24 protein-coding genes are annotated in these 25,071 nt (G+C 62.9%); 18 read left to right on the forward strand and 6 right to left on the reverse strand.

The features are described from left to right. Positions 1 to 12 precede the first annotated feature (12 nt). The 3 genes from FJ959_RS25190 (at position 13) to FJ959_RS25200 (ending at position 1,941) form a co-directional block, all read left to right on the forward strand. Positions 13 to 270 (forward strand): GlsB/YeaQ/YmgE family stress response membrane protein, encoded by a 258-nt coding sequence (locus FJ959_RS25190; protein ID WP_140498561.1) that lies wholly within the window; start codon positions 13 to 15, stop codon positions 268 to 270. A 135-nt stretch (positions 271 to 405) separates the two neighbouring features. Next, the gene (gene lipA, locus FJ959_RS25195; RefSeq protein ID WP_140515424.1) at positions 406 to 1,371 is read left to right on the forward strand and encodes a lipoyl synthase; all 966 of its coding nucleotides are present in this window, start codon (positions 406 to 408) and stop codon (positions 1,369 to 1,371) included. A 114-nt stretch (positions 1,372 to 1,485) separates the two neighbouring features. Then, a complete protein-coding gene (locus tag FJ959_RS25200) occupies positions 1,486 to 1,941 on the forward strand; it encodes a type II toxin-antitoxin system RatA family toxin (RefSeq protein WP_140498563.1) in 456 nt (151 codons plus the stop codon). On the opposite strand, the gene FJ959_RS25205 is transcribed toward FJ959_RS25200, so the two are convergent. Together FJ959_RS25205 and FJ959_RS25210 are read right to left on the reverse strand one after the other, a co-directional pair. Then, a complete protein-coding gene (locus tag FJ959_RS25205) occupies positions 1,920 to 2,426 on the reverse strand; it encodes a CinA family protein (protein ID WP_140632722.1) in 507 nt (168 codons plus the stop codon). The genes FJ959_RS25200 and FJ959_RS25205 overlap by 22 nt on opposite strands. Next, the gene (locus FJ959_RS25210) at positions 2,423 to 3,652 is read right to left on the reverse strand and encodes a bifunctional 2-C-methyl-D-erythritol 4-phosphate cytidylyltransferase/2-C-methyl-D-erythritol 2,4-cyclodiphosphate synthase (protein WP_140632725.1); all 1,230 of its coding nucleotides are present in this window, start codon (positions 3,650 to 3,652) and stop codon (positions 2,423 to 2,425) included. The genes FJ959_RS25205 and FJ959_RS25210 overlap by 4 nt, the downstream gene beginning before the upstream one ends. Before the next feature lie 239 nt (positions 3,653 to 3,891). On the opposite strand from FJ959_RS25210, the gene dusB reads away from it, so the two are divergent. The 8 genes from dusB (at position 3,892) to hflX (ending at position 14,105) form a co-directional block, all read left to right on the forward strand. Continuing rightward, a complete protein-coding gene (dusB, locus tag FJ959_RS25215; RefSeq protein ID WP_140625150.1) occupies positions 3,892 to 4,914 on the forward strand; it encodes a tRNA dihydrouridine synthase DusB in 1,023 nt (340 codons plus the stop codon). Beyond that, positions 4,911 to 6,053, forward strand: coding sequence for a nitrogen regulation protein NR(II) (locus tag FJ959_RS25220; RefSeq protein ID WP_140632728.1), 1,143 nt, complete (start codon positions 4,911 to 4,913; stop codon positions 6,051 to 6,053). Before dusB ends, FJ959_RS25220 begins: the two co-directional genes overlap by 4 nt. Beyond that, positions 6,050 to 7,510 (forward strand): nitrogen regulation protein NR(I), encoded by a 1,461-nt coding sequence (gene ntrC, locus FJ959_RS25225; RefSeq protein ID WP_140515418.1) that lies wholly within the window; start codon positions 6,050 to 6,052, stop codon positions 7,508 to 7,510. The genes FJ959_RS25220 and ntrC overlap by 4 nt, the downstream gene beginning before the upstream one ends. Before the next feature lie 130 nt (positions 7,511 to 7,640). Next, positions 7,641 to 9,926 carry a PAS domain-containing sensor histidine kinase gene (locus FJ959_RS25230; RefSeq protein ID WP_181171997.1) on the forward strand — a complete coding sequence of 762 codons (2,286 nt, stop codon included), beginning with the start codon at positions 7,641 to 7,643 and terminating at the stop codon, positions 9,924 to 9,926. After that, positions 9,916 to 11,277 carry a sigma-54 dependent transcriptional regulator gene (locus tag FJ959_RS25235; RefSeq protein WP_140498569.1) on the forward strand — a complete coding sequence of 454 codons (1,362 nt, stop codon included), beginning with the start codon at positions 9,916 to 9,918 and terminating at the stop codon, positions 11,275 to 11,277. The genes FJ959_RS25230 and FJ959_RS25235 overlap by 11 nt, the downstream gene beginning before the upstream one ends. A gap of 184 nt (positions 11,278 to 11,461) precedes the next feature. Then, positions 11,462 to 12,325: a D-amino-acid transaminase gene (locus tag FJ959_RS25240; RefSeq protein WP_140498570.1), complete on the forward strand. Its 864-nt coding sequence runs from the start codon at positions 11,462 to 11,464 to the stop codon at positions 12,323 to 12,325. 145 nt (positions 12,326 to 12,470) lie between these two features. Next, positions 12,471 to 12,716 (forward strand): RNA chaperone Hfq, encoded by a 246-nt coding sequence (gene hfq / locus FJ959_RS25245; RefSeq protein ID WP_006202172.1) that lies wholly within the window; start codon positions 12,471 to 12,473, stop codon positions 12,714 to 12,716. After that, positions 12,717 to 14,105, forward strand: coding sequence for a GTPase HflX (gene hflX / locus FJ959_RS25250; protein ID WP_140632731.1), 1,389 nt, complete (start codon positions 12,717 to 12,719; stop codon positions 14,103 to 14,105). A 6-nt stretch (positions 14,106 to 14,111) separates the two neighbouring features. Here the strand turns inward: hflX and mazG are convergent, their stop codons facing one another. Together mazG and FJ959_RS25260 are read right to left on the reverse strand one after the other, a co-directional pair. Next, the gene (mazG, locus tag FJ959_RS25255; protein WP_140625147.1) at positions 14,112 to 14,936 is read right to left on the reverse strand and encodes a nucleoside triphosphate pyrophosphohydrolase; all 825 of its coding nucleotides are present in this window, start codon (positions 14,934 to 14,936) and stop codon (positions 14,112 to 14,114) included. Positions 14,937 to 15,025: 89 nt separating this feature from the next. Then, positions 15,026 to 16,210, reverse strand: coding sequence for an amino acid aminotransferase (locus tag FJ959_RS25260; RefSeq protein ID WP_140498574.1), 1,185 nt, complete (start codon positions 16,208 to 16,210; stop codon positions 15,026 to 15,028). 205 nt (positions 16,211 to 16,415) lie between these two features. Here FJ959_RS25260 and FJ959_RS25265 point away from each other — a divergent pair, with 205 nt between their 5' ends. From FJ959_RS25265 to FJ959_RS25285, 5 genes are all read left to right on the forward strand, one after another. Beyond that, the gene (locus FJ959_RS25265) at positions 16,416 to 16,937 is read left to right on the forward strand and encodes a sigma-70 family RNA polymerase sigma factor (protein WP_246671044.1); all 522 of its coding nucleotides are present in this window, start codon (positions 16,416 to 16,418) and stop codon (positions 16,935 to 16,937) included. Beyond that, the gene (locus tag FJ959_RS25270) at positions 16,934 to 17,707 is read left to right on the forward strand and encodes an anti-sigma factor (RefSeq protein ID WP_140632734.1); all 774 of its coding nucleotides are present in this window, start codon (positions 16,934 to 16,936) and stop codon (positions 17,705 to 17,707) included. Before FJ959_RS25265 ends, FJ959_RS25270 begins: the two co-directional genes overlap by 4 nt. Before the next feature lie 23 nt (positions 17,708 to 17,730). Then, positions 17,731 to 18,447 carry a Bax inhibitor-1/YccA family protein gene (locus FJ959_RS25275; RefSeq protein ID WP_140525179.1) on the forward strand — a complete coding sequence of 239 codons (717 nt, stop codon included), beginning with the start codon at positions 17,731 to 17,733 and terminating at the stop codon, positions 18,445 to 18,447. A 205-nt stretch (positions 18,448 to 18,652) separates the two neighbouring features. Next, positions 18,653 to 19,537 (forward strand): aldose 1-epimerase family protein, encoded by an 885-nt coding sequence (locus tag FJ959_RS25280; protein WP_140584642.1) that lies wholly within the window; start codon positions 18,653 to 18,655, stop codon positions 19,535 to 19,537. Positions 19,538 to 19,614: 77 nt separating this feature from the next. Further along, complete coding sequence (locus tag FJ959_RS25285; RefSeq protein WP_140498579.1) at positions 19,615 to 20,007, forward strand: GFA family protein; 393 nt, start codon at positions 19,615 to 19,617, stop codon at positions 20,005 to 20,007. A 48-nt stretch (positions 20,008 to 20,055) separates the two neighbouring features. Here FJ959_RS25285 and FJ959_RS25290 read toward each other — a convergent pair whose 3' ends face one another. Then, positions 20,056 to 21,573, reverse strand: coding sequence for a winged helix-turn-helix domain-containing tetratricopeptide repeat protein (locus FJ959_RS25290; RefSeq protein WP_181171998.1), 1,518 nt, complete (start codon positions 21,571 to 21,573; stop codon positions 20,056 to 20,058). 135 nt (positions 21,574 to 21,708) lie between these two features. Here FJ959_RS25290 and FJ959_RS25295 point away from each other — a divergent pair, with 135 nt between their 5' ends. Further along, positions 21,709 to 21,969 carry a DUF1127 domain-containing protein gene (locus tag FJ959_RS25295; RefSeq protein ID WP_181171999.1) on the forward strand — a complete coding sequence of 87 codons (261 nt, stop codon included), beginning with the start codon at positions 21,709 to 21,711 and terminating at the stop codon, positions 21,967 to 21,969. Positions 21,970 to 22,327: 358 nt separating this feature from the next. Next, positions 22,328 to 23,095, forward strand: coding sequence for a putative nucleotide-diphospho-sugar transferase (locus FJ959_RS25300; RefSeq protein WP_210239544.1), 768 nt, complete (start codon positions 22,328 to 22,330; stop codon positions 23,093 to 23,095). Between the two features lie 407 nt (positions 23,096 to 23,502). On the opposite strand, the gene FJ959_RS25305 is transcribed toward FJ959_RS25300, so the two are convergent. Continuing rightward, positions 23,503 to 24,879, reverse strand: a complete 1,377-nt coding sequence (locus tag FJ959_RS25305) for an ISNCY family transposase (protein WP_181172000.1) — start codon at positions 24,877 to 24,879, stop codon at positions 23,503 to 23,505. Positions 24,880 to 25,071 lie beyond the last annotated feature (192 nt).

Raw genomic sequence — 25,071 nt, forward strand, 5'->3', positions numbered from 1 at the left:
AGGAGAGGGCATATGGACGTGAATGGCGTGGGCTGGATCGCAGCCATCATAATCGGCGGCCTGGCGGGCTGGTTTGCCGAAATGGTCATGAAGAGCAATACCGGCGTCTTGATGAACATCATCTTGGGCATTGCCGGCGCAGTGGTGCTGAACGCGATCTTGCGTGCCTTGAACATCGGCGTGTTTGGCGTCGGCTGGACCGCCTACCTGATCACCGGTTTCATCGGCGCCTGCCTGCTGATCTGGGCCGGACGTCTGGTGCGCCGTTAGTCGGTATCGTTTCCGCCATGCGAAAACGGTTGTGGCGGCATGTACCGCCGCAGCCTTTTTCTTTGTGCTGAAAAGTCCTAGATGACGTGTAAGTGACGATCGCCGGCGGCGATCGCAAAGAAAACCAGGGTTCCGATGGTCACCGTCCTCGACACGATCGCCAATGCGCCGCGGCTGCGGCATCCGGAGAAGGCGCACAAGCCCGACCAGGACGTGCTGCGCAAGCCTGACTGGATCCGCGTCAAGGCGCCTGTGTCGAAAGGCTATGCCGAAACCCGCGAGATCGTGAAGTCGCACAAGCTGGTGACGGTCTGCGAGGAGGCCGGCTGCCCGAACATCGGCGAGTGCTGGGACAAGAAGCATGCCACCTTCATGATCATGGGCGAGATCTGCACACGTGCCTGCGCCTTCTGCAACGTCGCCACCGGCATCCCGACCGCGCTCGACCCGGACGAGCCGGCACGGGTCGCCCACGCGGTCAAGCAGATGGGCCTCAGCCACGTCGTCATCACCTCTGTCGACCGCGACGACCTCGCTGATGGCGGCGCGCAGCATTTCGCCGAGGTCATCCGTGCGATCCGGGCGGCGACGCCTTCAACCACGATCGAGATCCTGACGCCCGACTTCCTGCGCAAGGACGGCGCACTGGAGGTCGTGGTTGCGGCAAAGCCCGATGTCTTCAACCACAATCTCGAAACCGTGCCGTCGAACTACCTGACGGTCCGGCCAGGCGCCCGCTATTTCCATTCGATCAGGCTTTTGCAGCGGGTCAAGGAGCTCGACCCTTCGATCTTTACCAAGTCCGGCATCATGGTTGGACTGGGCGAGGAGCGGAACGAAATCCTGCAGCTTATGGACGATCTGCGTTCGGCCAATGTCGACTTCATGACCATAGGCCAGTATCTGCAGCCATCGAAAAAGCACCACCCGGTGATCCGCTTCGTCACCCCGGAGGAGTTCAAGTCCTTCGAGACGATCGGCCGGACCAAGGGCTTCCTGCTGGTGGCGTCGAGCCCGCTGACCCGCTCCTCGCACCACGCCGGCGACGATTTCGCCAAGCTGCGCGCCGCGCGCCAAGCGCAGCTCGAGAAATCGCTCTGATGCATGTCGCCCAAAGTGACTTCGGGTTTTGGGAGAACGGCATGCACGAAAACAAAGACTCTAAGGTGCGTCGCATGAGTCTGTGTCGACGCGACGCGCTTTAGAGCCGGGTTCATGCCGAAATTCGAAGCCACCCGCCGCGTTTCCCACACGCCGGAACAGATGTTCGCCCTGGTCGCCGACATCGAAGCTTATCCGCAATTCCTGCCGCTTTGCGAGGCACTGACGGTGCGCTCGCGCAAGGAGCGTGACGGGCGCACGATCCTCGTCGCCGATATGAGCATCGGCTACAAGGCGATCCGCGAGACCTTCACGACGCAGGTGCTGCTGAAGCCCGACGAGCGTGCGATCGACGTCAAGTACATCGACGGTCCGTTCAAATATCTGACCAATGTCTGGCGATTCGACCCTGCCGACGGCGGCTGTGCCGTCTGCTTCTTCATCGACTACGAGTTCAAAAGCCGCATCCTCGGCGCCCTGATGGGCACGATGTTCGACCGTGCCTTTCGCATGTTCTCCGAAGCCTTCGAAAAGCGTGCTGATGTCATCTACGGTGCAAAACCGGCGTGAGCATGCCCAAGCGCCTGCAATCCCAGCTTGAGTGCATGGCTGGCGGTCTCCTGGCGAATGAAAGCACGGCCTTCATCGGCGAACAGCACGCGATCGGCCGTAACCGGCCGGCCGCTTAGGCCAATCCCGAACCAGACCAGGCCGACCGGTTTTTCCGGCGAGCCACCGCCCGGTCCGGCAATGCCGGTAACGGCGAGGCTGAGCCCGGCGCGGGAGCGCGCCAGCGCGCCGGTTGCCATTTCGATCGCTGTCTCGCGTGAAACCGCGCCATGAGCCTCCAGCGTGGCGGCGGAAACCCCGAGCATGTCCAACTTGGCTTCATTGGAATAGGTGATGAAGCCGCGATCGACCACGGCGGAAGAGCCGGCGATGTCGGTCAGCGCGGCGATGATCATGCCGCCGGTGCAGCTTTCCGCCGTCGCAAGCATAATGCCGCGCTTCTGGCAGGCTTGCAGCAATGCATTTGCCAGTTCGCTGTTGCTCATTCCGGCACCTCGCCGGGAAACACCACGCTCGCCGTGGCGATCGCCGCAATGCCTTCCTCGCGGCCGACGAAACCGAGCTTCTCGTTGGTTGTCGCCTTGATGGAGATGCGGTCCGCAGAGATGGCCAGCATCTGCGACAGGGCAGCCGTCATCGCCTCGCGATGTGGGCCGACGCGTGGCGCCTCGCAGATCAGCGTGATGTCGGCATTGGCGATGCGGCCGCCGCGCGCGCGCACCAGCTTTGCCGCATGTTCTACGAATATCCGGGAGGCAGTACCCTTCCACTGCGGGTCGGAGGGTGGGAAATGCGTGCCGATATCGCCGGCGCCGCAGGTCGCCAGCAGCGCATCGGTAAGGGCATGAAGCCCGACATCGGCATCGGAATGGCCGGACAGTTTCTTGTCATGCGGGATGGCGATGCCGCACAGCGTGACGTGGTCGCCGGTCTCGAACGCGTGGACGTCGTAGCCATTGCCGGTTCTGATATCGGGAAAGCGCATGCGCCCGCTGGAAAGTCGTTGGTCCGCCATGGCGATGTCCCGTGCCCAGGTGAGTTTGACGTTGTCCGGCGAGCCGGGAACGAGTTTGACCGGCATCTGCATCCACTCGGCGATCGCGGCGTCGTCGGTAAAGTCGGTTTTGCCGCTGTTATAGGCATCCTCATGCATCCCCATAATCGCCAGGAATGGAAAACCCTGCGGCGTTTGCGCTGCGTGAAGCCCGCTCCGGGAGACCGTTTCGGCGACCATCCCGGCGGTGGATTCGCGTTTCAGCGTGTCGGCGACGGGTAACGCCGGGAGCGCGCCCTCGCGCTCGCCGATGGCTGCGATCGTACGGTCGATCAGATCCGCGTCGACGAAGGGGCGCGCCGCGTCGTGGATGAGAACCTTGTCCGGTGCGTGGCTTCTCAACGCCTGCAGTCCGAGTCGAACCGAGTCTTGCCTGGTGGGGCCACCCGCAATTACCGTGACGCGATTGGAGTGTGCGCCGACGGCATGTCGAAAAAGTTCGTGATCCTCGGCGTGTATTGCCACGACGAGCGGGCCGATACGCGGATGCGCCAGGAAAATATCGATGACGTGGGCGATGACGGCGCGACCGCCGATCTGCTGATATTGCTTCGGGCCATCGGCCTGTCCGGCACGCGCGCCGCGGCCGGCCGCAACAATAACCACCGCGACCTTGCCGTTGGCCTCCAAAGCCTGATTTTCGCTCGCGTCAGTCATGCCGATTGGCTTAGCGCACGATCCCCAAAAGTGTAATCGGTTTTCGGAGAGATTGTAGGCCGAACAGGAAGCCCTAAAACGTCCATTGCGTGTTCGTGCAAGGCGCGGCGCTTTGCTCGGGACTGCAGCCGAGCTCGGCATTTCCCAATTGCGCCGTAATGTGGCGTCATTCCGCGTTGCACATTGCGGCCGATATGGCTAGAGAATGTGCAGCAAATGAACATGCTTGGTTTTTGTGCATGCTTGACCTGACCAAATTGACCGCACCTCTCGACGTCGGCGGCGTGAGTATCCGCAATCGCGTGTTCCTCGCGCCGATGTCGGGAATTACCGACGAGCCGTTCCGGCGACGCGCCCATGCGCATGGCGCCGGCCTGGTCGTATCCGAAATGGTGGCAAGCGGCGAGCTCGCCAAAGGCAGGGCCGGATGCGACCTGCGCATACGTCATTCGGGCCTGCCCGTCCATATGGTGCAGCTTGCCGGCCGCGAGGCGGCACACATGGCGGAAGGCGCACGCATCGCCGTCGGCGAGGGCGCCGACGTCATCGACATCAATATGGGTTGCCCCGCCAAGAAGGTGACCGGCGGCTATGCCGGCTCGGCACTGATGCAGGACCTCGATCATGCACTGTCGCTGGTCGACGCCGTGGTCGGCGCGGTCGGTGTGCCGGTGACGCTGAAGATGCGGCTCGGCTGGGACGAAACGGCGCTCAACGCGCCTGACCTGGCGCGCCGTGCCGAGCAGGCGGGCGTCAAGATGGTGACAGTGCACGGCCGCACGCGCTGCCAGTTCTATCAGGGCAAGGCTGATTGGCGCGCAATAGCCTGCGTCAAGGCTGCCGTGTCGATCCCGGTCGTCGCCAATGGCGATGTGTCTTCGCCTGCGCAAGCAGCCGCTGTTCTGGAGCAATCCGGCGCCGATGCGGTGATGGTGGGCCGCGCCCACTACGGCGCGCCCTGGACCGCCGGAACCATCGCGGCCGCGGCGGCAGGCGAGCTTGCCCGGCTACCGGAAAGCGCTGCGGAACTGACCGACTACATCATTGCCCATTACGAGGACATGCTTGCGCTCTACGGCGTCGAGAGCGGCCTGCGCCAGGCGCGCAAGCACCTCGGCTGGTATCTGGACCGCCATGCCGGCGCCCTTGCCGACGAAAAGCGCAAGGCCATTCTCACGTCTTTCGACCCCGCGCGGACGATTACCTTGCTTCGCGAGGTGTTTTCCGCCGCCGAGCAAACACCCATGCGGAGCGCCGCATGAACGCCTCCGTCGGCCAGGGCCCGGAAATGGCGGATGCTGCCCAGATCGTGCTCAACACCATCCGCCGTCCGGTCATCATGATCAGTTCGGAGGGGTTCATCACCTTCGCCAACGCCGATGCGGAGGACTTCTTCCGCTCGAGCGCGACGATGCTCGCCCGCAACACGCTGTCAAAGCTCATCCCCTTCGGCAGCCCGCTGCTGACGCTGGTCGACCAGGTGCGCGAGCGCCGGGCCCCCGTCAACGAGTACCGGGTCGACGTGTCGTCTCCGCGTCTCGGCATCGAGAAGGTGGTCGATCTCTATGTTGCCCCGGTGCCGGAGTTTCCAGGCTCCGTCGTGGTGATGTTCCAGGAACGGTCGATGGCCGACAAGATCGACCGGCAGATGACGCATCGCGGCGCGGCGCGCTCGGTGACCGGTCTGGCGGCGATGCTGGCTCACGAGATCAAGAACCCGCTCTCCGGCATCAGGGGCGCTGCCCAGCTGCTTGAACTGTCCGCTTCAGACGAAGATCGCGCGCTGACGCGGCTGATCACCGACGAGACCGATCGCATCGTGTCGCTGGTCGATCGCATGGAGGTGTTTTCCGACGAGCGGCCGATCGACCGCTATCCCGTCAACATCCATGTCGTGCTCGACCATGTGAAGGCGATCGCCAAGAACGGTTTTGCGAAAAAAATCAAGATATTGGAGGACTATGATCCTTCATTGCCTCCGGTCTTCGCCAACCGCGACCAACTCATCCAGGTGTTCCTAAACCTGGTCAAGAACGCCGCCGAGGCGATCGGCGGCGACCCCCAAGGTGAAATCGTCCTGTCGACAGCCTTCCGGCCGGGCATTCGCGTTTCGGTTCCAGGCACTCAGGATCGCGTGTCGCTGCCGCTCGAGTTCTGCGTGCGAGACAACGGTTCCGGCGTCTCGGAGGATATCCTGCCGATCCTGTTCGATCCCTTCATCACCACCAAGCCGAACGGCTCGGGACTGGGCCTCGCGCTGGTGGCCAAGATCGTCGGCGAGCATGGCGGCATCATCGAATGCGAATCGACGCCGCGCGCGACAATGTTCCGCATCCTGATGCCGGCCTGGAAGGAAACGGCGCTCGGCACCGATGAAGACGCTGAAGGAGACCGCAAATGACCGTTCGCGGCAATATTCTCGTCGCCGACGACGATGCGGCGATCCGTACGGTCCTCAACCAGGCCCTTTCGCGTGTCGGCCATGAGGTGCGCGTGACCTCCAATGCCTCGACGCTGTGGCGCTGGGTGGCGGCGGGCGAGGGCGATCTCGTCATCACCGACGTGGTGATGCCGGACGAGAACGCATTCGACATGCTGCCGCGCATCAAGAAAGCTCGGCCGGAGCTGCCCGTCATCGTCATGAGCGCCCAGAATACGTTCATGACGGCGATCCGTGCCTCCGAGACCGGCGCCTACGAATATCTGCCGAAGCCGTTCGATCTCACCGAGCTCCTCAACATCGTCAACCGGGCGCTGTCGGAGCCGCGGCGCCCCAAGATCGACGCGCGGCCAGAAGAGCAGCCCGAGACGATGCCGCTGGTCGGCCGCTCGGCCGCCATGCAGGACATCTATCGCATGCTGGCGCGCATGATGCAGACCGACCTGACGGTGATGATTTCGGGCGAATCGGGCACCGGCAAGGAGCTGGTGGCGCGTGCGCTGCACGAATATGGCCGCCGCCGTGGCGGCCCTTTCGTTGCCATCAACATGGCGGCCATCCCGCGCGACCTGATCGAGTCGGAACTGTTCGGCCATGAGAAGGGCGCCTTCACCGGTGCGCAGAACCGCTCAACCGGCCGCTTCGAACAGGCCGAAGGTGGCACGCTGTTCCTTGACGAGATCGGCGACATGCCGATGGAAGCGCAGACGCGCCTGCTGCGCGTGCTTCAGCAGGGCGAATACACGACCGTCGGCGGCCGCACGCCGATCAAGACCGACGTGCGCATCGTCGCCGCCACCAACAAGGATTTGCGCACGCTGATCAACCAGGGGCTCTTCCGCGAGGATCTTTTCTATCGCCTCAATGTCGTGCCCCTCAGGCTCCCGGCACTGCGCGAGCGCTCCGAGGACGTGCCGGACCTCGTCCGGCACTTCTTCAAGCTCGGCGAGATGGAGGGTCTCCAGACCAAGCGTATCTCGTCGGGCGGCATCGAATTGATGAAGCGCTATCCCTGGCCGGGCAATGTGCGCGAACTGGAAAACCTGGTCCGCAGGCTCGCCGCGCTCTATTCACAGGACGAGATTTCCGCCGAGATCATCGAGGCGGAACTCAAGACCGGCGAGCGTCCCGTGGTGCCGGGCGGCGGCAACCTCATTCCCGACGACCTGTCCATCGGCCAGGCGGTCGAGCATTTCCTGCAGCGCTATTTCACCTCGTTTGCCGGCGAATTGCCGCCTGCCGGCCTCTACCAGCGCATTCTCTCGGAGGTCGAATATCCGCTGGTGCTGGCCTCGATGACCGCGACGCGCGGCAACCAGATCAAAGCCGCGGAACTGCTGGGGCTGAACCGCAACACGCTGCGCAAGAAGATTCGCGAACTCGGCGTCAACGTCTACAAATCGTCACGCCAGGCCTGAGCCGGGATAGAGCCGAAGCGCTTTTTCCGGGGGACTGTCCGCGAAAGATTTCCGTCCAGGCCACACTTGTTGCATAATCGCCACAATGCGTTGCATAGATCCGACGCAATCACTGGCTCTAGACGGCGACATGGCTTCGCAGGCTCCGACACCGAACGAACCGCTTTTCAACGACCCCGGCACGCGTGACGGGCGCCGGCTGCTGGCGCTGCCCGGCGTGGTGGCGGTCGTCGGTGCGCTGGTCATGGCGGCCATTTCGTTCGCGATCCTGGTCGGCGCGACGCCGATTGCGCCCGACGCCAGGACAACCTGGGCGTTGATCGCGCTCAACGCCATCTTCGTTCTGTTGCTGATCGCACTGATCGGCCGGGAGGTGCATCGCATCGTCATGGCGCGCCGGCATGGCAAGGCAGCCTCGCGGCTGCATGTGCGCATCGTGGCCATGTTCGCGCTCGTCGCCGCCATCCCCGCCATCATGGTGGCGATCATTGCGTCGATCACGCTCGATATCGGTCTCGACCGCTGGTTTGAGATTCGCACCAAGACGATCGTCAATTCGTCGCTTTCCATCGCCGATGCCTATGTGCAGGAAAACGCGCGCAACCTGCAGGGCACGACGCTGTCGATGGCCTATGACCTCGACGCGTCGCGCACGCTTTACGGCCTCGACCGAACTGGCTTCCTCGATCTAATGAGCAAGGAGGCGGTGGGCCGCTCGCTGGCGCATGCCGCGCTGATCAAGCCCGACGGCTCCTTCGTGATGAGCGCCAAGACCGATGCCGACTTCGCCATGCCGGAACCGCCGGAGGGAGCGGTCGCCAGCGCCACCGACGGCAAGCCGGTTCTGATCGAGCCGCGCACGCGCAACATCATGGGCGCCATCGTCAAGCTGCGTGAGATCGAGGGGCTCTACCTCTACACGATCCGGCTGGTCGATCCCGAGGTGATAAAGGCGCGCCAGATCGTCAGATCGAACACCGACGAATATCGCAATCTCGAAGACAACAGGCGCACTTCGCAGGTGGCTTTCGCGTTGCCTTATCTGTCGTTGACTTTGATTATCATCCTGTCGGCAATCTGGACCGGCATTGCCGTGGCCGACCGGCTGGTGCGGCCGATTCGTCAGCTCATCGGCGCTGCCGACGAGGTCGCGACCGGCAATCTCGACGTCGCCGTGCCGGTGCGCCCGTCCGACGGCGACGTTGCCTCGCTCGGCAACACTTTCAACAAGATGCTTCAGGAATTGAAATCGCAGCGCAACGAGATCCTGTCAGCCAAGGATCTGATCGACGAGCGACGGCGCTTTTCGGAAGCGGTGCTGGCCGGTGTCACCGCCGGCGTCATCGGCGTCGATCCTTGTGGCATCGTCACCATCGTGAACCGCTCGGCCGAGTCCATGCTGGCCATTTCGGCCAGTGCGGCGCTCGGGCAGAACCTTTCCGCCATTCTGCCGCATGTCGGCCGCGTCTTCGAGATCGGCCGCCAATCGGGCAAGCCCGTCTATCGCGAGCAGGTGACGTTTTTCCGCGCCGGCACGGAGCGGACTTTCAACGTGCAGATCACCATCGAGGCCGGCGATAACGGCACGGAGGAGAAATCCTACGTCGTGACGGTCGATGACATCACCGATCTGGTCCAGGCGCAGCGCTCCTCTGCCTGGGCCGATGTGGCGCGCCGCATCGCCCATGAGATCAAAAACCCGCTGACGCCGATCCAGCTTTCAGCCGAGCGCATCAAGCGCCGCTACGGCAAGGTCATCACTGAGGACCGCGAGGTGTTCGACCAGTGCACCGACACCATCATCCGGCAGGTCGAGGATATTGGTCGCATGGTCGACGAATTCTCCGCTTTCGCGCGCATGCCGAAGCCCGAGATGAAGTCCATAGACCTGCGTGAATCCCTGCGCGAGGCATCCTTCCTGGTCGAGGTGAGCCGTTCCGACATCACGTTCGAGCGCATATTCGGCAACGAACCGCTCAAGGGTACTTTCGACAGCCGCCTGTTGGCGCAGGCTTTCGGCAACGTGATCAAGAACGCTGCCGAAGCGATCGACGGGCTGGAACAGAAGGACGGTTCGCACGGCATAATCCGGATTCAAGCCGGACGTCAGAATGGCGCGATTCGCATCGATGTCATCGACAATGGCAAAGGCCTGCCGCGGGAGAATCGTCAGCGGCTGCTGGAGCCCTACATGACCACACGTGAGAAGGGCACGGGCCTTGGTCTCGCCATCGTCAAGAAGATCGTGGAGGACCATGGCGGCAGGCTGGAGCTCCACGATGCGCCTGCGGATTTCCATGGCGGGCGCGGCGCGATGATCAGCATCATCCTGCCACCTGCGGCCGTGGCGCCAGCGCGCGGCGAAAGCAGGATGGAACACGAAAGAGAAACTGAAAAGGTCGGTAATGGCGTCTGATATTCTGATCGTCGATGACGAGGAAGACATCCGTGAGCTCGTCGCAGGCATACTGAGCGACGAAGGTCACGAAACCCGCACGGCATCCGATGCCGACACCGCGCTGGCGGCCATCGCCGACCGAGCGCCGCGGCTGATTTTTCTCGACATCTGGTTGCAGGGTTCGCGCCTGGACGGCCTGGCTTTGCTGGACGAGATCAAGACCATGCACCCCAACCTGCCGGTGGTAATGATTTCGGGCCATGGCAACATCGAGACCGCGGTCTCCGCCATCAGACGCGGCGCCTATGACTTCATCGAGAAGCCCTTTAAGGCGGACAGGCTGATTCTGATTGCCGAGCGTGCGCTGGAAACCTCCAAGCTGAGGCGCGAGGTTTCCGATCTCAAGCTGCGCAGCGGCGAGACCTTCGACCTGATCGGCATGTCGTCGGCGATGAGCCAGTTGCGCCAGACCATCGAGCGCGTCGCGCCGACCAACAGCCGCGTCATGATCATTGGGCCCTCCGGATCTGGCAAGGAGCTGGCCGCGCGCGCCATCCACACGCTGTCGGCACGCAAGAGCGCGCCTTTCGTGACGCTGAGCGCCGCCAACATCACGCCCGAACGCATGGAGATCGAACTGTTCGGCACCGAATCGAACGGCGTCGAGCGCAAGGTCGGCGCCCTGGAGGAAGCCCATCGCGGCATCCTCTACATCGATGAGGTGGCCGACATGCCGCGCGAGACGCAGAACAAGATCCTGCGTGTGCTGGTCGAACAGCAGTTCGAGCGCGTCGGCGGCACCAAACGGGTCAAGGTCGATGTCCGCATCATCTCCTCGACGTCGCAGAATCTGGAGGCGATGATCGCCGATGGCCGTTTCCGCGAGGATCTTTACCATCGCCTTGCGGTGGTACCGGTCACGGTGCCGGGACTTGCCGAGCGGCGCGAGGACATTCCTTATCTCGTTGACAATTTCATGAAGCAGATCGCCCGTCAGGCCGGCATCAAGCCGCGCCGTATCGGCGATGACGCCATGGCGGTGCTGCAGGCGCACAATTGGCCAGGCAATGTTCGCCAATTGCGCAACAATGTCGAACGGCTGATGATCCTGGCGCGCGGCGACAATGTCGATGCGCCGATCACCGCCGACCTGTTGCCGTCCGAAATCGGCGATGTCATGCCCCGCACGCCGAACCAGTCGGACCAGCACATCATGGCGCTGCCGCTGCGCGAGGCGCGCGAACAATTCGAGAAGGACTATCTGATCGCCCAGATCAACCGGTTCGGCGGCAACATCTCGAAAACGGCCGAGTTCATCGGCATGGAGCGTTCCGCGCTGCACCGCAAGCTGAAGTCGCTCGGCGTCTGACCTGATATCTTGAGCGGTTCGACGTTTGATGCATTGCCGGCCCGGTTCGATACCTTGCTCAAGCAGTTCCGGCCGGAAAATCGTTACACGCTTTCTGGAGTTGCTTCAGTGGCCCACGCGATTATCCATCACTGTTGAGGCGGAATCGCCTAAACAAGCCGAAGCAGATCCCCCGAGGTGACAAATGCCGCGTATTGCCTATGTGAACGGGCGCTACACCGCTCATGCCGATGCCGCTGTGCATATCGAAGACCGTGGCTACCAGTTCGCCGACGGCGTTTACGAGGTCTGCGAAGTGGCGCGCGGCTTCATCGTGGACATGCCGCGTCACCTCGCCCGGCTGAACCGTTCGCTGAGCGAGCTGTCGATCGGCTGGCCGGTCACCCCAGGCGTCCTGCCGCTCATCATGCGCGAAGTGGTCAATCGCAACCATGTCGTCAACGGCCTGGTTTACGTCCAGGTCACACGCGGCGTCGCCAGCCGCGACTTCGCCTTCCCCTCGGCTGATACCAGGCCGTCGCTGGTGATCACCGCCAGGAAGCTGGATCCCGCTGCTGGAGCCAAGCGGGCCGAGACCGGTATCGCCGTCATCACCGTGCCCGAGAATCGCTGGGATCGCGTCGACATCAAGAGCACCGGCCTGCTAGCCAATGTGTTAGCCAAGCAGAAGGCCAAGGAAGCTGGCGCGCAGGAAGCCTGGTTCGTGGATACGGACGGCAACGTCAAGGAAGGCGGGTCGTCGAATGCCTGGATCGTCACCAGGGACGGCGTTCTGGTCACCAGGCCCGCCGAGCACGGTATTCTGCGCGGCATAACCCGCACCACCATGTTTGAAGTGGCGGCCAAGCTCGGACTCAAGATCGAGGAACGCGGTTTTTCCGTCGCCGAGGCCAAGGCGGCGAGGGAGGCTTTCATCAGTTCCGCGACCACGATCGCCATGCCGGTCGTGGCCATAGACGGCGACCCGATCGCCAACGGCCACCCCGGCTCGATAACACTTTCGTTGCGGCAAGCCTTTTTTGACATTGCGGAAAAAAGTCCAGCCTGATAACCGCACAGGTGGAATGAACATCAATATATCTCGTTCTGCTTGTCGTTACTGACGACAAGACGGTGTTTGCGCGCTTGACATGTGCTGGTTAATTTGGCGCATTGGCCTGCAAACCGAAGGGGATCGGCGAAAGACAAGAACAATGGCGGAACGATCGCAAAACCTTCAGGACCTGTTCCTGAACTCTGTTCGCAAGAGCAAGAACCCGCTCACCATCTTTCTCATCAACGGCGTGAAGCTGACCGGCGTCGTCACTTCATTCGACAATTTCTGCGTCCTGCTGCGCCGCGACGGCCACTCCCAGCTCGTCTACAAGCACGCCATTTCCACGATCATGCCGAGCCAGCCGGTTCAGATGTTCGATGGCGAGGAAAGCCAGGGCGCCTGATTGGCACGTGAGAAGGACCCGGACCGCAGCGTTCGCGGAAAATCAGCACATCAGCCGGGGACGGAGGCCGAGGGTCCGACCCGGGCAGTTGTCATCGTGCCGGTGTTTACCCGCCAGCCGCGCGGCGAGGACGACACCAACCGTCCGCGGCTGACGCGCTCAGCCGAGGCCCGTCACGACGAGGCGGTCGGTCTTGCCCGCGCCATCGATCTCGATCTGATCCACACGGCCGTGGTTACCGTCAACGATCCACGTCCGGCGACCTTGCTCGGCAGCGGCAAGGTCGAGGAGTTGGCGGAGATCGTCAAGGAAGGGCATGCGGAGGTGGTCATCGTCGATCATCCGCTGACGCCGGTGCAGCAGCGCAACCTCGAGAAGGAATTCAACGCCAAGGTGCTGGACCGCACCGGGCTGATCCTCGAGATCTTCGGCGAGCGCGCCCGCACCAAGGAAGGCACGCTGCAGGTCGAGCTTGCCCATCTCAACTACCAGAAGGGCCGGCTGGTGCGCAGTTGGACCCACCTCGAGCGCCAGCGCGGCGGCGCCGGCTTCCTCGGCGGCCCCGGTGAAACCCAGATCGAATCGGACCGGCGCGTCCTGCAGGACAAGATCGTCAAGCTGAAGCACGAGCTGGAGACGGTACGCCGCACCCGCGACCTGCATCGTGCCAAGCGCAAGAAGGTGCCGTTTCCGGTGGTGGCCATCGTCGGCTACACCAATGCCGGCAAGTCGACGCTGTTCAACAAGCTGACCGGGGCAGGGGTGCTGGCGCAGGACATGCTGTTCGCCACGCTCGATCCGACGCTGCGCCGCGTGCGGCTGCCGCACGGCACGCCGATCATCCTCTCGGACACGGTCGGCTTCATCTCGGACCTGCCGACGCATCTCATCGCGGCTTTCCGCGCCACGCTTGAAGAGGTGGTCGAGGCGGATCTCATCATCCATTTGCGCGACATCTCCGATCCTGACACATCCGCCCAGGCCGAGGACGTCGAGCGCATCCTGGCCGATCTCGGCGTCGACGCCGGCGATACCAAGCGGGTCATCGAGGTCTGGAACAAGGTCGACCTGCTCGATGAAGGCAATCGCGCACGGCTGCTTGCCGAGAGTACGGATGCCAAGGCGCCTCCCGTCGCCATATCGGCTGTCACGGGCGAAGGCATCGACGCGCTGAACGCGATCATCGAGACACGTATGTCCGGCGAACTTGAAGATCTGACGGTGACGATCGGGCCGGCGCAGTTCGGCCTTGTCGACTGGCTTTACCGCAATGGCGATGTTGTTTCGCGAACCGACAATGACGACGGCAGCGCCACCATCTCCCTCAAGGCCACGCAAAGTGCCCGCGATGAGATCGAAAGCAGATTGCGTCGCAAGAATAACGGCTAACGCCAGTTATTTCGCGCTCTTCGCTTCCTGCCAGAGCGCTTCCATTTCGTCCAGATCAGCCTTTTCCAGCGAGCTGCCGGAATTCTCCAGGGCCTGCTCGACATAGTGGAAGCGCGAACGGAATTTCTCGTTGGTGCCGCTTAGCGCTGCTTCCGAATCGAGCTTCAGGTGACGGCCGAGATTCACGACGGCAAACAGCATATCGCCGAATTCATCCTTGATCTCCGCGGTTTGGCCTTTGGCCAGCGCCTCGCGCAATTCGCGGATCTCTTCCTCGATCTTGTCGAGGATGGGGGCTGCCTCGCTCCAGTCGAAACCGACGCGGGCGGCCTTCTCCTGAAGCTTCAATGCCCGCGTCAGTGCGGGCAGGGCGACCGGCACGCTGTCCAGAAACCCCTTGCCGTTGTCTTCCGGGTCGAGTCCGCGCGCGAGACGGGCGCTACGCTTCTCGGTCTTCTCTTGTGCCTTGATCTTCTCCCACATGCCCTTGGCCATGCCGGCACTGCGGGCCTGTTCGTCGCCGAAGACGTGTGGATGGCGGCGGATCATCTTCGTGGTGATGGCCTGGACCACGTCGCCGAAAGCGAACTCGCCGGCTTCCTCAGCCATCCGCGCGTGGTACACGACCTGCAAAAGGAGATCGCCGAGTTCGTCGCGCAGATCGTCGAGATCGCCGCGCGCGATGGCGTCGGCCACCTCATAGGCCTCCTCGATCGTGTAAGGCGCGATGGTCGAGAAATCCTGTTCGATATCCCAGGGACAGCCGGTCTTTGGCGCACGCAGCGCCGCCATGATTTCGATCAGGCGCGAAATGTCTTTCGATGGCTTCATGCGGCGGATGCTATCGCGCGGTCCGCCGCGCGGCCAATGCTGTCGGCGGGCGAAGCGGGCTTGTCCACAACTGCGCCGGACAAGTCCAGTCAGTCGAGCACGGAAACGATCGCCTTGGCGAGCTTGTCCATGCCGTCTTCCGGCAGGCCGGCGACATTGATGCGGCTGTCGCCGACCATGTAGACGCCATATTCCGCGCGCAGCCGTTCGACCTGCGCTTCCGTGAGCCCAAGCCGGGAAAACATGCCGCGATGGCTGGCGACGAAATCGAAGCGGTCGGAATTGGACTGCCGGCGCAGCGCCTCAGCGAATTGCACCCGAAGTCTCAGCATGCGCAGGCGCATCTCCTCGAGCTCGGCTTCCCAGTCCGCGCGCAAGACCGCGTCCTCGAGCACGATGCGCACTGCCGCTGCGCCGTGGTCCGGCGGCATCGAATACATGGCACGAGCCGCCGACAGCATCTGGCCCAGCGCCACGTCGGCCTGCGCGCTGTCCCTGGCCAGGATCATCGCCGCGCCGACACGGTCGCGGTAGACGGCGAAGTTCTTCGAGCAGCTGGACGCGACGACCATTTCCGGAACTTTTTCGGCCAGCAGCCGCAGTCCGCCGGCATCGGCCTCGAGGCCATCGCCAAAGCCCTGATAGGCAATGTCGACAAACGGCAGCAGGCCGCGCTCGACGACGAGATCGGTGACAGCGGCCCACTGCGCGATGTCCAGATTGGCGCCGGTCGGGTTGTGGCAGCAGCCATGCAGCAGCACCACGTCGCCGCCCTTCGCCGTGCGCAGTGCTGCCAGCATGTCGTCGAAGCGAACGGCGCCCGATGTCGCGTCGAAATAGGGATATTCACGGATTTGCAGCCCGGCGGCGCGCATCACTGGCATGTGGTTCGGCCAGGTGGGATCGGACAACCAGACCGTCGCATCGGCGCGGGTTCGCTTCAAAAGCTCGGCCACCAGCCGCAACGCGCCGGAGCCGCCCGGCGCCTGCGCGGCACGGATCCGCGTCATGTCTGCGTCCGCACCGAAGGCGAGCCTGGCCATCACGGTATTGAACCCGGTGTCGCCGGCGAGGCCGAGATAAGTCTTGGTGTCCTGACCCTGCAGCAGCCGCTTCTCCGCCTCGCGCACGGCCCGCATGACCGGCGTCTTGCCGTCGCGATCCTTGTAGACGCCGACACCGAGGTCGACCTTGTCGGGTCGAGGATCGGCACGATAGAGGCCGATCAGGGCAAGGATCTTGTCGGCGGCAGCCGGCTGAAGGTTTTCAAACATCTGCATGGTTCCGTTGGCGCGGCGGAGTGATACGCAAATCGAACCCCTTGCACCAGCGGTTTTAACTCGCGCCAGCCTGAATCGCATGGCCTGGCATCGCTGCGAGCTACCTCCGCGGCTGCATATCTGCGGCGTTTCGCGAAAAAATCTGCAGGGCCGGGATTAAAACCCCCACATGTTCCGTAAACAGGGCATGAAACGCTCGATGCCACGCTTCGATATCGTCGGACAACTCGGTTCGCTCAGGCGTTACGCGCGCTCGCTGACGCGCGACGGTGCCGATGCCGAGGATCTCGTGCATGACGCTCTTGTGCGCGCCTATGAGCGGCGCGGCACCTTCCGCTCGGGCGGAAATTTGCGCGCCTGGCTGCTGTCCATCGTCCACAACACGTTCGTCGACCGCATGCGCTCGCGACGCTCTGAAGCAGCGCGCATCGAACAGGCTGGATACCTTGCGGATGGCAGCGCGCCGGCGCCGCAGGAGCATTCGGTGCGCCTGGGCCAGGTGCGCGATGCTTTTTTCAGCCTGCCCGAAGAACAGCGCTCGGCCCTGCATCTCGTCGCCATTGAGGGCCTTTCCTATAGCCAGGCGGCCGATGCCAGCGGCGTGCCACTCGGAACACTGATGTCGCGCATCGGTAGGGCGCGCGCCGCGCTTCGGAAGATGGAGGAGGGGGCTCCGACGAAGGCGAAAAATCACCTCAGGATTGTTGGAGGCCCGTCATGACAGGAACTATCGACCCCGTGACGGACGCTGATCTCGACGCCTATGTCGACGATCAGCTCGACGTCTCGCGCCGTATCGAAGTCGAGGCCTTCCTCTCCGCCCGGCCGGAAGCGGCCGCGCGTGTGATGTCGGATCTCAGGATGCGGGACGAACTGCGCGTAGCGCTGGCCGGATCGGGCGGCATGGCGAGGCCGACGACGACCGATGCCGCGCGGCGCCTGGAGAGGGGACTTGCCCGGGGCCGCATCTTCGGCGTGTTGCAGCGTGCCGCGGCGGTGGCCGCTTTCGTCGCCGCCGGCTGGCTGGCCAACGGCATTGTCGGGCCGATGTCTGTGACCAGGGTCGTCGCCTCGCCGCAGCCGCCCGCCTATGTCGACGAGGCGGTGCGCGCGCACAGGACGACCCTTGTGCGCGAAAGCATGTCTTCGCAGGCCGAGGCGCCAAATTACAATGCCGGCGAAATCCGCGCGGCGACGGCCATCGTCATGCCGTCCTTGCCCAATGACTGGAAGGTCCGCGACGTGCAGGTCTATCCATCGCGCTTCGGCCCCAGCGTCGAGATGGCGGTCGAGACCAAGGAGATGGGCCTGGTGTCGCTGTTCGCGATACGGCCGGGAACCTTCGACGTGGTCAAGCCGACCGTCGCGCCCTCGGGCGACATTTCCTCGGCCTATTTCCAGATCGGCGAGGTCGCTTATGCGGTGGTCGCGCAAAGCCAGGTCCGCGACCTCGACCGCGCCGCCGAGACCCTTGCGAGAACGCTTTACTGATCCGTTCACAAAGGAGAATGCAAATGAACACGCCCAACCTGGGATACCGCGTCGGCACCGGCGCCCAAAGCGGCGCCCTCTACGACGAGGGCCTGCGCCAGCACATGCTGCGCGTCTACAACTATATGGGCCTCGGCCTCGTGGTCACCGGCCTCATCGCGTTCATGGTGTCGTCGACGCCCGCGCTCTACGTGCCAATCTTTTCCAGCCCGCTGAAATGGGTGGTGATGCTGGCGCCGCTCGCCTTCGTCCTGCTGTTCTCGTTCAAGATGCAGACGATGTCCGCGGCAAGCGCGCAGGCGATGTTCTGGGCCTTCTGTGCGGTCATGGGTCTGTCGCTGGCCTCGGTCTTCCTGGTTTTCACCGGAACCAGCATCGCACGCACCTTCTTCATCGCCGCCACCATGTTCGGCGCCACCAGCCTCTACGGCTACACGACCCGGCGTGACCTGACCCAGTTCTCGTCCTTTCTGATCATGGGCCTGATCGGCGTGGTGATTGCCAGCATCGTCAACATCTTTCTCGGCTCGACCGCTTTGCAGTTCGCCATCTCGGTGATCGGCATCGCCGTGTTCATCGGCCTGACTGCCTGGGACACGCAGTCGATCAAGGAACAGTATGCGGAGAACTTCGACGCGGAGTCGCGGCAGAAGCTGGCCGTTTTCGGCGCCTTCTCGCTCTACCTCAACTTCGTCAACATCTTCCAGCTGTTGCTGAACTTCACCGGCGAGCGGGAATAGTCCGAACTGTAGCAGGCAACACCTTGCATCTTGCCGTGGCCGGAGGGAAATCTCCGGCCACTCTTCATTTGAGACGGCGCCTTGCCCGCTTGTGCCATCGCACGTTCATCGTGACTGTGTGAAACGCAATGCAAACCGCCGCCTTGAGTTCACGCCTGGCCATTTGCTAGCCTGCCGGCCAAGCAAAGACAAACCGCGAGAACATATGGCACAGGACAGCCAGACACTTCATGGCGACGACATCTCGGCCGTTATAGTCGGGCAGGGGGCCGAACTGGTCTCGCTGCGGGATGCGGATGGGCTGGAGCTTGTGTGGCAGGCCGGACCGGCCTGGCGCCGTCATTCCCCGGTGTTGTTTCCGATCGTCGGCCGGCTGAAGGGCGACCAACTGCGCCATCGCGGCCAGACCTATCCGATGACGCAGCACGGCTTCGCCCGCGATAAGTCGTTTGCCTGGGCGGAGAGGGGTTCTCGGTCCTGCATGCTGGTGCTCACCGACGACGCGGAGACCCGAACGCACTACCCCTTCGCCTTCCGTCTGGCGGTAACCTACACTCTCGACGGCCGGCAGCTTGGCGTCACGTTCGAGATCACCAACACCGGCGACGAGCCGCTACCGGCGTCGATCGGGGCGCACCCGGCATTCAACTGGCCGCTGCTGCCGGACCTGCCCAAGGAGGCCTACCGCCTGACCTTTGCAAAGCCCGAGCATGCGCCGATCCGCCGTCTCAAGGACGGGTTACTGCTGGCGGCAAGGCAGCCGACGCCCATCGAGGGCAACATTCTCGCTTTGTCGGATCGACTGTTTGACGAGGATGCCTTGATCCTGGACCAGCCTTCCAGCACCGCTGTGCGTTACGGTGCCGATCGTGGTCCGGCGATCGAGATGCATTGGAACGGATTCCGGGAATTGGGCGTCTGGTCAAAGCCGGGCGGCGCGCCATTCCTCTGCATCGAACCCTGGCACGGCCTCGCCAGCCCGGTGGATTTCGATGGCGAATTCGCCGACAAGCCAGGAGTGATGCTGATCGAGCCGGCCGGAAGGCGCGTACTCGGCTATCGGATCGAACTTCAACCGCAGGCGCATTAGCTGAAAGGCTGGCGCCGCGTTCATGGATGGTGGAGTTGTCGTAAACATCCAACTCGCTTGATTTGGAGGAATGCAGCATGGACCGATTCACCGGCGGTTGCCTGTGCGGCAACGTCCGAATTGTGGCGACTGGACGCCCATACCGGGTGGGCCTTTGTCACTGTCTCGACTGCCGCAAGCATCACGGGGCGCTTTTTCATGCTTCCGCGATTTTCCCTCAGGATGCGGTGACGATCGATGGCGAAACCCGTGACTACGCCGGGCGGTTCTTCTGTCCCCGTTGCGGCTCGACCATTTTTGGTCGCACCGCCGACGAAATCGAAGTGAACCTGGGATCCCTGGATGCCCCGGACCAACTGACGCCAACGTACGAAAGCTGGATCGTCCGTCGCGAAACCTGGTTGCCGCCGTTTCCGCTCACGAGACGATATGAGCGCGATCGTGACGCCACGGGTCGGTTCGAAGAGTAGGCGGCACGAACGGCGGGAAGGCGCCATGACCAAGGGACCGGCGGCGCTTCAATCCGGAAGGCCGGCCGTGCGGAAGCCATCGACGAAATGGTCGAGCATCGCCGGATCGCGGAAGGGCTCCGTCCAGACCCAGTGGCTGGTGGTGAAATGCGGATTGCCGACGAGGAACAGTTCGACTTCCGCGCGCGCCTCGTCGAGCCGGCCGAGCTGCGCGAGGCTGGCCGCCAGGAAGCGGCGTGAGCTGGTGCGGTAAGTCTCGTCCCGGCGCAGTGTCTTGACGGCGGCTTCGTAGTCGCGCGCCGCATATTGCGCCGCGCCGAGCGTCAGATAGTACCAGCTTGCCGGAAACGGGTTGAGCCGGAACGCCTTGCGGATCTGTTCGAGTCCTTCCTCGACCCGCCCGGCCAGCACGGAGATGTCAGACAGTGTCGCCCAGGCATCGGCCTCGTTGGGGTCGAGCTCGAACGCCCTGGCGAACTCGGCATCCGCTTCGGCGAAGTCGCGCTCATAGGCAAGCAGGTTGCCGAGCACCCAGCGGCAGCCGGCGTCGTTGGGATCGATCGCCACCGCCTTGCGCGCCAGCTCCAGGGCAATACGGCGGTTGGGTTCCACCGGCTCGCCCCAATGCACCCATCCCATCCAGTGGTTCATGGCAAGCCAGCGATAGGCCTCGGCATAGTCCGGATCGAGCGCGACCGCGCGCGTCAGCATCAGATGCGCCTCCCGCGCGGTCTGCGGCGAATCGTCGATCAGCTTGCGCGCCCGCACGCACAGATCGTAGGCCTCGAGAGTCTTGGGCCGATTGCGCGGCGGCGGCGCGCGCAGCCGGCCAAGCAGCGCCTCCACGATCTTGGCCGTCACCTCGTCCTGAACGGCAAAGATATCGTCCAGGCCGCGATCGAAGCGTTCCGCCCACAGGTGATCGCCGCTCGCCGCGTCGACCAGCTGGGCGTTGATGCGCACGCGCCCCGCGGCACGTCTTGCGCTGCCCTCCAGGAGGTAGCGCACGCCAAGCTCCCGGGCGATCTCGCGCACGTCCGCCGCCTTTCCCTTGTAGGCGAAGGTCGAATTGCGCGCGATGACGAACAAGCCCGAGGCCCTGGACAGGTCGGTGATCAGGTCTTCGGTCAATCCGTCGGCGAAAGGCTCTTGTTCGGGGTCGTTGCTGAGATTGACGAAGGGGAGCACGGCTATCGACGGTTTGTCGGGCAGCGGCAAAGCTTTTCGGTTCGCGCCATCGAGGGGTTCGACGATCCCCGTGAAGCGGTAGCCGACGCGCGGAACAGTGGTGATCCATTCACCGCCGTCGGCGGACGGACCAAGCAGCTTGCGCAGCTGCGCGATCTGGACGGTGAGATTGCCTTCCTCGACGGCCGTACCCGGCCACGCCGCATCCATCAGCTTGGCCTTGTCGAGGATTTCGCCAGGCCGCCCGACGAGCGCCGCCAACAGCTTCAGCCCGCGGTAGCCGACGGCAACAGGATCATCGTTCCGAAGCAGCGTTCCCGCATCCGGATCAAGCACGAACGGACCGAAGGCAAAGCGCGATCCCTGCATAAGGCGCATCTATAGCCCGTTTGGAACTTTTGAGAACTATTTGGGAGGGCTTAATTACGGCGCTGTTCGCATCCGGCACAATTCAACCTCTTTCAGGTCGAGGTCCCAAGTCGAGGACCCACCCTCAAACCATAGGAGGTTGCCATGAACGATACCCTTGCATCGACGCGGTGTCAGACGGTGCGGCCGAGAATGCCTGTAGTGCTGGCGGAAGCGTCGCGTCGGCACTTGGCGACCCTGCGAAGCATTGTCGCGGCCTGGCACGATCGGACCTGGCGCGAGCGGATACGCTTTCGCTGGGAGCTTGAGCGAATGTCGAAGGACAATCCCCATCTGATCGACGACATCGGATTGACGAGACAACAGGTCGAGGCGGAGCTGGCAAAGCCTTTTTGGGAACGGTAGGCCGAATGCTGCAACCAGAGCGAGCGGAGCTCATTGAAAGTTCTGGGGTAGGGAGGTTGCCTCGAGAAGCCGGGGGCAAACCAGCAGCGCGTCGCCAGATCCAAAGCACGAACTCGCCGAGGTCATCGACCAGGTGGATTCTTACGGCTGCATCATGGCCGGCGAAATGATCTGGTTGAGCGCAAGGACAGGAGTTCCAGACCGCGGCCTCGGCCCAGCTGGCGCCCCTCGTCAACAAAATGGTTGTGGCCCAATGTTTTCTGCGCCGCTACCGATGACTTTATCGCATTGCGAGGCTATTCGGACTTATTGCTATATGCTTGGCGTCTAAATATTCATATCCTAATAAGGCTTCGCGTTGCTCACCCACGTTCTTGATTTGTTCCGGGCCACCAAACACAGGCACCGGGAAATGCTCGCTCCCTTCCCGATAAACCCACAGCCGTCCGGCAACCCGGACAAGGCCGGTGAAATCGTGGCGTTCTTTACGATCAACTCCTTCTATGAGACAGAAGCCGCTCGCATGACCGCGTCAGCGTGGCGTCTTGGCCTTTCTGTCCAAGCCCGGCCATTCGCCGACGCTGGATCCTGGGTGCGCAACGCGAGCCTGAAGCCGACATTCCTTGTCAATATGCGTAGGAGGCTTCAGGGACCGCTGCTGTATGTGGACGTCGACACGGTCTTCCATCATGATCCCTGGCCGGAGCTCGCCGGTTTTGATTGCGACATCGCGGTCTATCGCGAAAGTGGCCGGCTGATGGCTGGAACCATCCTCATCAACGATACGCCGGCTGCTCGCGAGATCCTCGCCTTGTGGAAGAAGCGCAGCGATGAAAACCCGGAAGTCTGGGATCAGGTCGTGCTGCAGGAAATCCTCGACGAAGATCAGGCCTCGGCAAGCCCGCGCTATCGCGAAGGCCAGCTCCCGGCGCCGTTCTGCTGGGTGTTCGACCGCCTTGAGAATGGGAAGCCCGATAAGGTGTATATCGAGCAGCTCCAGGCGAGCCGGGAAATCTATGAGCGGCACGCTCGCGGCAAAGCACGCAGAGGTCTCAACCGTCGGCAGGACCGAGTCCGGACCATTGAGCGCATTCTTGACGAACACAGAGAGCGGCTACGCAGGTAGCCGACGACAGCCATTGCTGCAGCTTCGATGCCCTCGCGGGCGGCGACGAAGCGGCTGCCATGTGGCCCGTGATCTGCAAAGCGTTCATTCCAATTCACCAGTTTAGCAGAACGGGCACCAAAAACCGTGTCAGGAGAGTTGAGGTGGGGAGATTGGCTGCGCACAAGCAGGAGCGACATTCCTACCTTGCCGATGTGGCGGCGATGTAGAAATGTCGCCGGTTCTGCAAAGTAGAAATGTCGCATTGGCCGTTCCAAAGGGCAGGGTGCAGCAAGTTAGAGATGCGACAATTAGGCGGACCCTGGCGCCGACGGAGCGCCCGATCGGGCGTAAGCTGGTCGGGGTTGCGCAGCCCGATCGGGTGCGGTTCCAGTAGGTTCCCCTCGGCTTTGGCTTTGAGAGCCGCTTCACTCGGCTGCGGCCAACCTTGCCAGTGCCTGTTCTCGCCGCGCGATGACAGCAGGATCGTTCATGAAATCCGTCCTGCGACCCGGCCTCGTTCCGCGCTTCTTGTAGGCGCTCTGCTCGCTGTTGGTCTTGATCTTCGGCGGAGGCCGCGCCTCGTCCTGCTGAGCCTTGATCCAGGTCAGCACTTCGCCGAGCCGCTTGTTCTCGGTGATCGCCGTGTGCGTGACGCGCTGCTCCTTGTCGAAGACGGTGTGGGGCAGGGAACACGCTCTCCACCGAACGTCCAGCCGACCGTCGGCGAACTCGTAGATATCGACGTATTTGCCGACCAGTCCGCACGAAAGCTCGTTCTTCTCCAGCATGATTTGCCTGCGCTCGTAGGAGAATGACAATTGCTGGCCGACATAGCGCTGCTCCCGCTTGCACAGCACGTCACGCAGCCGATCCGGCGCAACATTCAACGCGCGATGCAGATTGTCCGGTCGGGCAGAGACCTTGGCGAACCTCTCGTTGAAGTCGACCATGAACGCCGGTAGGAACGCATTGGCCGCCTCGATGTCCGATATGCCGGCGAGGCGCAGTTCCTTCACAAGACGGTCCTGCAGCGTCCGATTGACCCTTTCGACCCGGCCTTTGGCCTGGCTCGAATTGGCGCACAGGATCTCAATGTTGAGTTCTGACAAGGCGCGGCCGAACTGGGTCATGCCGCGGCCTGCCTTGGCATCCTTCTTGGCGACACGAAACACAGTGTGCTTATCGGAGTAGAATGCGACTGGGCAGCCGTGTGCCTTCAGATAGAGTTCCAGCGCCTCGAAGTAGCTGAAGGTGCTCTCCGACTTCACAAAGCGAAGCTGCTGGAGCTTGCTCGTGGCGTCGTCGATGAAGACGAGCAGGGTGCATGGATCGCCCCGCTCCTCGAACCAACGGTGATCACTGCCGTCGATCTGCACCAGCTCGCCATAAGATTCTCGACGCAAACGAGGCTGATGGAATGTCCGGCGCTGCTTGCGCGACAGCCAGATTCCGGCTTCCGCCATCCATTTGCGCAACGTCTCTCGCGACACGATCAGGCCGTGGTTCGCCGCCAACTTCTCGGCCGCCAAGGTCGGCCCGAAGTCGAGATAGTGTTCCCGAACCAGCCGAACCGCCAACTCACCGATGCCGGCGACATATCGATGGTTCGACGGTCGTCCTCGAGCCTTGTGCCGAAGTGCCGCGGCGCCTTCAGTCCGGAACGCCTTCAGCAGACGCTGGACCTGGCGCGTTGTCATATCCAGGACATGCGCCGCCGAGACAACCGTCATGCGCCGCTCCAAAACCTTCGACAGCACCTCGATGCGTTGCAGCTCGCGCTCGCTCATTAAGATCAGTCCCAACCCGCCGTCTCCCTCGCTCATCGGCGAGCAGGGCGACATTCCTACTTTGCGGAATCAAGACATTTCTATTTTGCGGCAATATGCCGAAAGTCGCATAAGATAGATTATGGAACTAAGCTTCCAGCTCGGGTCTCAGGATCGGCCGTCGGTTGCCGGTCGAATGCGATCTTACGTCCGCCGGTTCCGGTGTGG

The sequence above is a fragment of the Mesorhizobium sp. B2-2-4 genome (assembly GCF_006442375.1).
Classification (GTDB): Bacteria; Pseudomonadota; Alphaproteobacteria; order Rhizobiales; family Rhizobiaceae; genus Mesorhizobium.

Coding starts and splice junctions, on each gene's coding strand:
- FJ959_RS25190 (WP_140498561.1), top strand. CDS start 13: ATGGACGTGAATGGCGTGGGCTGGATCGCAGCCATCATAATCGGCGGC.
- lipA (WP_140515424.1), top strand. CDS start 406: ATGGTCACCGTCCTCGACACGATCGCCAATGCGCCGCGGCTGCGGCAT.
- FJ959_RS25200 (WP_140498563.1), top strand. CDS start 1,486: ATGCCGAAATTCGAAGCCACCCGCCGCGTTTCCCACACGCCGGAACAG.
- FJ959_RS25205 (WP_140632722.1), bottom strand. CDS start 2,426: ATGAGCAACAGCGAACTGGCAAATGCATTGCTGCAAGCCTGCCAGAAG.
- FJ959_RS25210 (WP_140632725.1), bottom strand. CDS start 3,652: ATGACTGACGCGAGCGAAAATCAGGCTTTGGAGGCCAACGGCAAGGTC.
- dusB (WP_140625150.1), top strand. CDS start 3,892: ATGCTTGACCTGACCAAATTGACCGCACCTCTCGACGTCGGCGGCGTG.
- FJ959_RS25220 (WP_140632728.1), top strand. CDS start 4,911: ATGAACGCCTCCGTCGGCCAGGGCCCGGAAATGGCGGATGCTGCCCAG.
- ntrC (WP_140515418.1), top strand. CDS start 6,050: ATGACCGTTCGCGGCAATATTCTCGTCGCCGACGACGATGCGGCGATC.
- FJ959_RS25230 (WP_181171997.1), top strand. CDS start 7,641: ATGGCTTCGCAGGCTCCGACACCGAACGAACCGCTTTTCAACGACCCC.
- FJ959_RS25235 (WP_140498569.1), top strand. CDS start 9,916: ATGGCGTCTGATATTCTGATCGTCGATGACGAGGAAGACATCCGTGAG.
- FJ959_RS25240 (WP_140498570.1), top strand. CDS start 11,462: ATGCCGCGTATTGCCTATGTGAACGGGCGCTACACCGCTCATGCCGAT.
- hfq (WP_006202172.1), top strand. CDS start 12,471: ATGGCGGAACGATCGCAAAACCTTCAGGACCTGTTCCTGAACTCTGTT.
- mazG (WP_140625147.1), bottom strand. CDS start 14,936: ATGAAGCCATCGAAAGACATTTCGCGCCTGATCGAAATCATGGCGGCG.
- FJ959_RS25260 (WP_140498574.1), bottom strand. CDS start 16,210: ATGTTTGAAAACCTTCAGCCGGCTGCCGCCGACAAGATCCTTGCCCTG.
- FJ959_RS25265 (WP_246671044.1), top strand. CDS start 16,416: ATGCCACGCTTCGATATCGTCGGACAACTCGGTTCGCTCAGGCGTTAC.
- FJ959_RS25270 (WP_140632734.1), top strand. CDS start 16,934: ATGACAGGAACTATCGACCCCGTGACGGACGCTGATCTCGACGCCTAT.
- FJ959_RS25275 (WP_140525179.1), top strand. CDS start 17,731: ATGAACACGCCCAACCTGGGATACCGCGTCGGCACCGGCGCCCAAAGC.
- FJ959_RS25280 (WP_140584642.1), top strand. CDS start 18,653: ATGGCACAGGACAGCCAGACACTTCATGGCGACGACATCTCGGCCGTT.
- FJ959_RS25285 (WP_140498579.1), top strand. CDS start 19,615: ATGGACCGATTCACCGGCGGTTGCCTGTGCGGCAACGTCCGAATTGTG.
- FJ959_RS25290 (WP_181171998.1), bottom strand. CDS start 21,573: ATGCGCCTTATGCAGGGATCGCGCTTTGCCTTCGGTCCGTTCGTGCTT.
- FJ959_RS25295 (WP_181171999.1), top strand. CDS start 21,709: ATGAACGATACCCTTGCATCGACGCGGTGTCAGACGGTGCGGCCGAGA.